Source organism: Adhaeribacter sp. (genome assembly GCF_057359045.1).
On sequence record NZ_JBMQUD010000095.1, the window covers coordinates 64,006 to 71,150 of the forward strand.

The window sequence follows — 7,145 nt, forward strand, 5'->3', positions numbered from 1 at the left end:
GCGCGTTGATAGTAAATAATGTAAAAAGGCTAGAATTTTTGGCCCGTGATGGCCTCTGCTACCAGGCGGCCGGTAGCCATAGCTGCATTTAAAGACGGATAAGCCGTGTAGTCGCCGCAACGGTATTGGTTGGTACTCATTTGCAAGGCAGGCTTGGCGGGCGTTGGGGCGGTGGAGGGTAACGCTTCGGGAATATGGTAGCTCCGGAGGTAGCGCCAGGTATCTACCTGTTCGCCGAACCAGTGGCGTAACTCGTCTTTAATTTTTACCGGTAACTTTTCGTCTGGCCGGCTTTTCTGGCCGTGCGTACTCACCGATATTAAAGTTTTACCAACCGGGGCATAACTGGCGCAAATATCGCTTGGGATACTTAAATTATGTACTACCGCGTTGGTGCAGGTATTCAGCATTAAAAGTTTAGATTTTTCCGGCGATTCATCGGCCGCAAAATAAGTACATGTTGTTTGTTTAAAATTTTGGGTGACAGGTGTTCCTAAAATTTTCGCGCTTGCGCTTGCATCGGTAGCTAAAACCACGGTATCGGCTTTTAAAATTGTACCATCGGCCAGCAATATTTGGTTGTTTGGGGCGAGATGTTCTACGGTTACCCCCAAACGCAAAGCATTCGGCGATAATTTATCGGCCATTTGTGCCGGAATAGCTTCTATGCCATCGGCCGGTAAAGTAACTTCGGAATTAAGAAAATATTTAAACACAAAACGGAAAAAATTGCTGCTGGTTTGTAATTCCCGGTCCAGGTAAACGCCACCAAAAAAAGGTACAAAAAAGTTAGAGATTATTTTTTCGCTGAACCCTTTCTGGTGCAGGTAAGCCATGGTGGTGATACCTTTTTCCCGGAGTAACTGCTCATTAGACTGGCTGGCGGTTTGCGCAGCTATTTTTAAAATCCGAAATTTATCGGATAAGGTGCCTACCTGCGAAAAAAGGGTACTGAATACCTGGTTGGGCTCTTTAAGCGGATTGATAACCCGAATTAATTTTTGCTCGCGCCGAATAATAGCCCCAGACCGGAAAGCGTGTAAATCCAATGTTTCGTAATGCAGGAGTTTGCGGGCTTCGGGGTAATTGGTTAAAAATACCTGAAAGCCCCGATCCAGCAAATAGCCTTTAAACCGGTCAGTCCGGACCCGGCCGCCTACACCGTCGCTGGCCTCCAGGAGTAAGAATGGTTTATTTGCCTGGGTCAGGTAGGCCGCGCAACTGAGGCCGGCTACGCCCGCCCCAATAATTATTACCGGGTAGTGTTCCATTTGTGAAAAAAAATACCTTTGATATACAAGTAGTTAAGGTATTTGTTTAAAAAAAGTAGATTTTTTTTTCAGTTTAATTAAACCCAAGCTTGTTTTTGCTCTCTAAGCAGTAGATTTTATTTTAAAATTGTTTTGGGTGTACGTAAAAAGGCCTGGATTTTCCAGGCCTCTTTCGTTTTAATTAATGCCAAAAACAAGCTAATTGCCTCCGGTATAAATCAAATATTTTCTCTTTCAGTTAAAATTCTGGTTACTAAAATTTTTCAATTACCCCCGACCCGATAACTATTCTACGGGAACCAGCTTTACCACCAAACCATTAATATTAGGCGTAACCCGCACTTGGCACGATAGGCGGCTGGAATCGGTAACTACGGGTAAACTATCCAGCATGTACCCTTCGTCGTCGGAGGGCGGCGGCAATTCGTGGTCGCTGAGTACTTCTACGTGGCAGGTAGCGCACAAAGCCATCCCGCCGCAAGTAGCCGCAATGGGGTAGCCGCTGGCCTTTAACACTTCCATTAAACTCAAACCCATATCGGTAGGTGCTTCTACCGGACTTTTTTCACCGGATGCTTCCTGTACATATACTTTTATATCGCTCATTTTTAGTTTTTAGTGATTAGTTATTAGGGGTTAGTTTTATCTTGTCTTTTCAAATTCCTAATTACAAACCAGCCTATTATTGTTATCCAAAATACAATTATTCAGTTGTTAGTGATTATTATGGGCTGATAACTAATCACTAACAACTAAAAGCTAACTACTATAATGTAGGTACCCCGTTTACGGTGGTATATTTTAAAGTGAATTTTTTGTCCGGGTTCAGGTACTTGTAAGCGCTTTGGGCCATCAGGGCAGCCTCGTGGAAACCGCACAAAATAAGCTTTAATTTACCCGGATAGGTGTTGATATCGCCGATGGCGTAAACGCCTTCTATGTTGGTAGAATAATCAAAGGTATTTACCACAATCGCGCCATCCTGCAATTCTAAATCCCAGTCTTCCAGCGGTCCCAGTTTCGGGGTAAGGCCAAATAGCGGAATAAAATAATCGGTTTCCTGAACGACATCTTCTTCGTTGTTAAACGAAATGGTAACGGCTTCGAGTTTTTCTTCGCCGCTAACGCCTACCACGTTAGATTTTAGCAATAATTTAATTTTGCCGGCTTCGGCCAGGTGCTGTACTTTTTCCGCCGATTCGGGAACGCCCCGGAAAGTAGTGCCCCGGTGCACCAGCGTAACTTCTTTGGCCACGTTGGCTAAAAATATCGTCCAATCCAAAGCTGAGTCGCCGCCGCCGGCAATTACTACGCGCTGGTCGCGGTATTTTTCGGGGTCCAGAATCATGTAATTTACGCCTTTGCCTTCGTACAGGGCCAGGTGCTCAATGGCCGGTTTGCGCGGCTCAAAAGAACCTAAACCGGCGGCAATTACAATTACCTTGCAGCTAATTTCGGTGCCTGCTACGGTATACACAATAAAAGAACCATCGTCGAGGCGGGTAAAGCGCTCTACGCGTTCGCCTAGGGTAAAAGTAGGTTTAAAGGGCTCAATTTGTTTCTCCAGGTTTTTTACCAGGTCGCCGGCCAGTACTTCCGGAAAGCCCGGAATATCGTAAATCGGTTTTTTAGGATAAATTTCAGAAAGCTGTCCGCCGGTTTGCGCCAGGGCATCTACCACGTGGCAACGCATTTTTAACAAACCAGCTTCAAATACGGCAAATAATCCAACGGGGCCTGCCCCAATAATGCATATATCTGTTGATAAAATATTCATGATAATTATATAATAAAAATAAGGATGAAGGTACGCTGGCTTACAGCATAACCAGGTATAAAACAATTATAAAGTAAAGAGAATTCGTTTAAATTTATTTTTCTGGTATAAACAGAAAGGTTACGGCTATAAATAGCCATAGTGGTGGTGCCGCACTATAAAAAGGGAGCCGGTTTTAAACCAATAGAAGTTGGGGTTAACAACAACAAGAACAACAGCAACAACAGGCTACAACAAAGCCGTTGCCGGGTTTGTTCTGCTGAATTTGCAAATTGAAAAAGGTTCTGTTGTTGCTCTTTTCCATGGTTACTACATATTATTCTTTAGAAAAGCCAGTATGCTAAGTTCTAAAGCGAAGAAGAAAAAAACTGTTATTTCTAATTAACCCGTTTATAAAAGGTTTGTTGCGTTAAGCCAGAAATTTTTTACTATCCTTTTTTAACTAATTAGATTTTTCTGCTGCAAAAGTAATAGGTAATTCTAAAAATACCTAACCGAACCAGGTTTGCCCGCGAAAGCATACAAAATAAAAAAGAAAATTCTATTTGGAATTAATCTAAATAAGCAGTTGGTTTGTGCCAGTTTAAAATTATTCTAAATAAAACCGGCTTTTAATAACGGCTAATTAGCTCATTATTAATTTCTAAGCATAAACAGCAAACAAAAGCGCAGGTTTTTACAAATTTTTAATTTTTTAACGGTTTAAATCATGTTCAAACGATTACGCTTTCTCTGTATTTTTATTCTTTTTACGCAAGTATCCTGGGCTCAAAATATTACATCCGGAATAAAAGGAAAAGTACAGTTAGAAGACGGAACTGCTATGCCGCACGCTACCGTAAGGGTAGAGGGTACCATTTATGGTACCGCCACCAACGAAAACGGTTCCTTTGAAATAACCAACCTCCCGGCTGGTTCGCACCAGGTTAAAGCATCGGTGGTTGGTTTCGAAAGCCTAACTAAAAAAGTAGAGTTAAAAGAAAATGAAATTATTGAGCTCAATTTTAAATTAAAGCCGGCGGCAAGCGAACTGACGCAAGTGGAAGTTTTTGGCGCCCGGAATAAACAGCCCGAAAAATTAGATGCCATTACCCGTTTGCCTTTAAAATTAAGTGAGCAACTGCAGTCGGTTTCGGTTATTTCGGAAAAATTGATTGAGCAGCAGGGAGCGCTTTCGGTGATAGAAGGCGTACGCAACGTGCCGGGCGTATATACCTACGCTACTTACGGCGGCGTCAGAGAAAGTATTTCTTCGCGCGGTTTCCGGGGTATTCCTACTTTAAAGAACGGGGTACGGGTACTCACCGATTTTCGGGGCATGGGATTTTCTACTGATATGCAAGGGGTAGAAAGCATACAAGTATTAAAAGGTGCCAGTGCCATAACCATGGGCGCTGCTACCGATTTGGGCGGCCCCGGCGGGATTGTAAACGTAGTAACCAAAACGCCTAAATTCCAGAACAGCGGTGCGGTATCGCTGCGGGTGGGCAGCTTTAATTTAATCCGGCCTACTTTTGATGTGCAGCGCATCCTGAATAAATCAAATACCCTGGCTATCCGGTTAAATGGTGCTTACGAAAACGGAGGCAAATTCCGCGACCACATGCGCAACGAATCGTTTTATATTAATCCATCGCTGGAATGGCGGCCAACGGCCAAAAGTACTTTAACCTTGGAGCTAGATTATTTTGATGACAATCAGACCATTGATGCCGGCACGGTTAATTTATCGGTAGGAAACAAAGAAAATAAAATATATGATTTGCCTAAAAACCGGTTCCTGGGTTTTGAATCGGATAATGCCGCGGTAAAACATGCCACCTATACCGCCCGCTTTAAACAAGATTTAACCAGTAATTTATACCTGCGGGCAGCCGCTTTTTACTCTAATTACGATTCGGATGCGATTAAAACCGGCTTGGCCGCAGCCAGAGGAGCCGGCATTAATACCGAGCAAGTAAATATTTATAACCGCTCCATTGCCCACAACCAGGCCCGCGAAGATAAAAGCTCGGTGTTTCAGTTAGATTTAGTAGGTCATAAACTCAAAACCGGTAAGCTGCAACATACTTTCCAGGTAGGGGCCGATTACCGTTACATCGACCTGTACCAGCCGCTTTATAACTCTATTTTGATAGACCAGGTAAATGTGCTGGACCCCGCCACGGTTTCGAATGTAATGCCCGAAAACGTACCTGCTTTTGAGAAAACCGGGCAAAACCAATCTTACGACCACCGGTTTGGCATTACCGCCCAGGATGTTATTCAGGTTACCAATTGGGCCCGCGTATACGGCGGCGTACGTTACAGCACCAATAAAACCCGCGACGATGGGGTGTCTAGCGCTACTTCCAACTTCTGGAACCCACTGGCCGGTGTAATGCTTACCGTAAAAGATGGCTTCAATATTTTTGGTTCTTATACCAACAGCACCAATCCGCGGTCGGCTTCGGTAGTAGATGTAAACGGCGAACCGCTGGGGGCCGAACGCATAGACCAGTTAGAAGCGGGTATTAAATCGGAGTGGTTAAACGACCGCCTGCGCTTTAACCTGACCTTCTTTAAAATTAACAACAAAGACATGAACCTGCAGTCTTTTGCAGTAGACCAGAACGGCGTGGTACAACCCACCGGGTACTACATTAAAGGCGGTAACGACGAGCGCAAAGGGGTTGAAGTAGAGTTAACCGGCCGGGTACTGCCCAATCTGGAGGTAATTACCGGCTATGCTTACATCGATGCGCAATTTAAAGACCACACTACTTTTGTACCGGGCTCCGCACCCAATAATACGCCTAAGCACACTTTTAATGCCTGGGCTAATTATACCGTAAATACCGGTGCTGTCCGCGGCTTAGGCGTAGGCGTTGGGGTTTATTACCTGGGCGAGCGCCCTTACAACGACTGGACGCAAGAAGGGGTGCAGTACCATGCCATCGACCCGAATACGGCTCCCTGGAACAACAAAGCCTATACCATTACTAACGCTCAGGTAAGTTACGATTTCCAGAAGCACTGGGGCGTGCGGGTGTTATTTAATAATATTTTTGACACCATTGGTTACGATGCTTATCGCTCTAACTTTATCGACAGAATCCAGCCGCGTAATATTTCGGGCGTAGTTTCTTATAAGTTTTAAAATAACTTACTTCGTTAAAACAATAAAGGCTTCAGATATATCTGAAGCCTTTATTGTTTATATAATAAAAGTTAAACCAAAAATATTAGTAGCTATATATCAACTTAAACTAGCTAAAAATCAATTATATCAGGAGTAAATTAATTTAATTATTTAAAAATAAAAGGTGTGTTTCTGGGACCAGACAATGTACGGTTGCACCAGTTAATTCTTTGCAATAATTAAATTCAGAATAAGCTAATTCTATGCTACCCTAAAGAGCAGCCTTTTCCCTTCCTTATCTCACCGGTAATAAAATATTAATTAGTCTATTATTACTCTGCGGTTGTTGGGTCAATAATTGTTGCTACTTCACTTACAGAATTAGCAGGAAAGCCTCCCTGCTTTGCGTGGTCGCGAACCATTTCTTCATTGGGGGCAATATATACGCAATATATTTTATCACCGGTTACATAGCTTTGTAACCACTGAATTTGTGGCCCCATGTTATTGAGCACGCCACACGAAGTTTGCGAAATATTTTTTAACTGGTCAGCAGTTAATTTACCTGCTCCGGGAATTTCCCTTTCAATTATATACTTTGGCATAATGGTAAATTTCAAAATGCTTACTAACTTCTAATCTGGACTATATAAAGTAGCCTAACTAAAATTAATAATTTTAATTAAAAGTTGCAATAATAAAAGTTATATTTTTTTATGAAAATATCTAATTTATAACTTGCGCTAACTGCTATATAGTTACCAAAATACCTATGAAGATTAAAAAACCTCTTTGGCAATAGAAACCACCGCGTCGGATTTACTCATGGTATAAAAGTGCAGGCAAGGCACGCCAAATTGTATCAGTTCTTTCGATTGCTGAATAGCCCACTCAATACCAACTTGCCGTACAGCCTGCGGTGTAGCGGCCGCCTCTATGGCATTTACCAAATCATCCGGAAAATCGATGTGAAACA

At 42.9% G+C, this 7,145-nt stretch carries 7 protein-coding genes; 2 read left to right on the forward strand and 5 right to left on the reverse strand.

Going from position 1 to position 7,145, the window contains the following annotated elements; genetic code table 11:
* Positions 1-29: 29 nt before the first annotated feature.
* From ACO1R6_RS15085 to ACO1R6_RS15095, 3 genes are all read right to left on the reverse strand, one after another.
* Positions 30-1,271 (reverse strand): NAD(P)/FAD-dependent oxidoreductase, encoded by a 1,242-nt coding sequence (locus ACO1R6_RS15085; RefSeq protein ID WP_486265757.1) that lies wholly within the window; start codon positions 1,269-1,271, stop codon positions 30-32.
* Between the two features lie 285 nt (positions 1,272-1,556).
* Positions 1,557-1,877, reverse strand: coding sequence for a 2Fe-2S iron-sulfur cluster-binding protein (locus tag ACO1R6_RS15090; RefSeq protein ID WP_486265758.1), 321 nt, complete (start codon positions 1,875-1,877; stop codon positions 1,557-1,559).
* A gap of 160 nt (positions 1,878-2,037) precedes the next feature.
* Positions 2,038-3,042, reverse strand: a complete 1,005-nt coding sequence (locus tag ACO1R6_RS15095; protein WP_486265764.1) for an NAD(P)/FAD-dependent oxidoreductase — start codon at positions 3,040-3,042, stop codon at positions 2,038-2,040.
* Positions 3,043-3,238: 196 nt separating this feature from the next.
* Here ACO1R6_RS15095 and ACO1R6_RS15100 point away from each other — a divergent pair, with 196 nt between their 5' ends.
* Positions 3,239-3,433, forward strand: a complete 195-nt coding sequence (locus ACO1R6_RS15100; protein WP_486265759.1) for a hypothetical protein — start codon at positions 3,239-3,241, stop codon at positions 3,431-3,433.
* 324 nt (positions 3,434-3,757) lie between these two features.
* The gene (locus ACO1R6_RS15105) at positions 3,758-6,187 is read left to right on the forward strand and encodes a TonB-dependent siderophore receptor (RefSeq protein WP_486265760.1); all 2,430 of its coding nucleotides are present in this window, start codon (positions 3,758-3,760) and stop codon (positions 6,185-6,187) included.
* 314 nt (positions 6,188-6,501) lie between these two features.
* Here ACO1R6_RS15105 and ACO1R6_RS15110 read toward each other — a convergent pair whose 3' ends face one another.
* Together ACO1R6_RS15110 and ACO1R6_RS15115 are read right to left on the reverse strand one after the other, a co-directional pair.
* A complete protein-coding gene (locus ACO1R6_RS15110; protein WP_486265761.1) occupies positions 6,502-6,774 on the reverse strand; it encodes a DUF4242 domain-containing protein in 273 nt (90 codons plus the stop codon).
* A 174-nt stretch (positions 6,775-6,948) separates the two neighbouring features.
* Positions 6,949-7,145, reverse strand: a 197-nt coding sequence (locus tag ACO1R6_RS15115) for a methylenetetrahydrofolate reductase (protein ID WP_486265762.1), incomplete at its 5' end; no start/stop codon positions are given.

Coding starts and splice junctions, on each gene's coding strand:
- ACO1R6_RS15110 (WP_486265761.1), bottom strand. CDS start 6,774: ATGCCAAAGTATATAATTGAAAGGGAAATTCCCGGAGCAGGTAAATTA.
- ACO1R6_RS15090 (WP_486265758.1), bottom strand. CDS start 1,877: ATGAGCGATATAAAAGTATATGTACAGGAAGCATCCGGTGAAAAAAGT.
- ACO1R6_RS15105 (WP_486265760.1), top strand. CDS start 3,758: ATGTTCAAACGATTACGCTTTCTCTGTATTTTTATTCTTTTTACGCAA.
- ACO1R6_RS15085 (WP_486265757.1), bottom strand. CDS start 1,271: ATGGAACACTACCCGGTAATAATTATTGGGGCGGGCGTAGCCGGCCTC.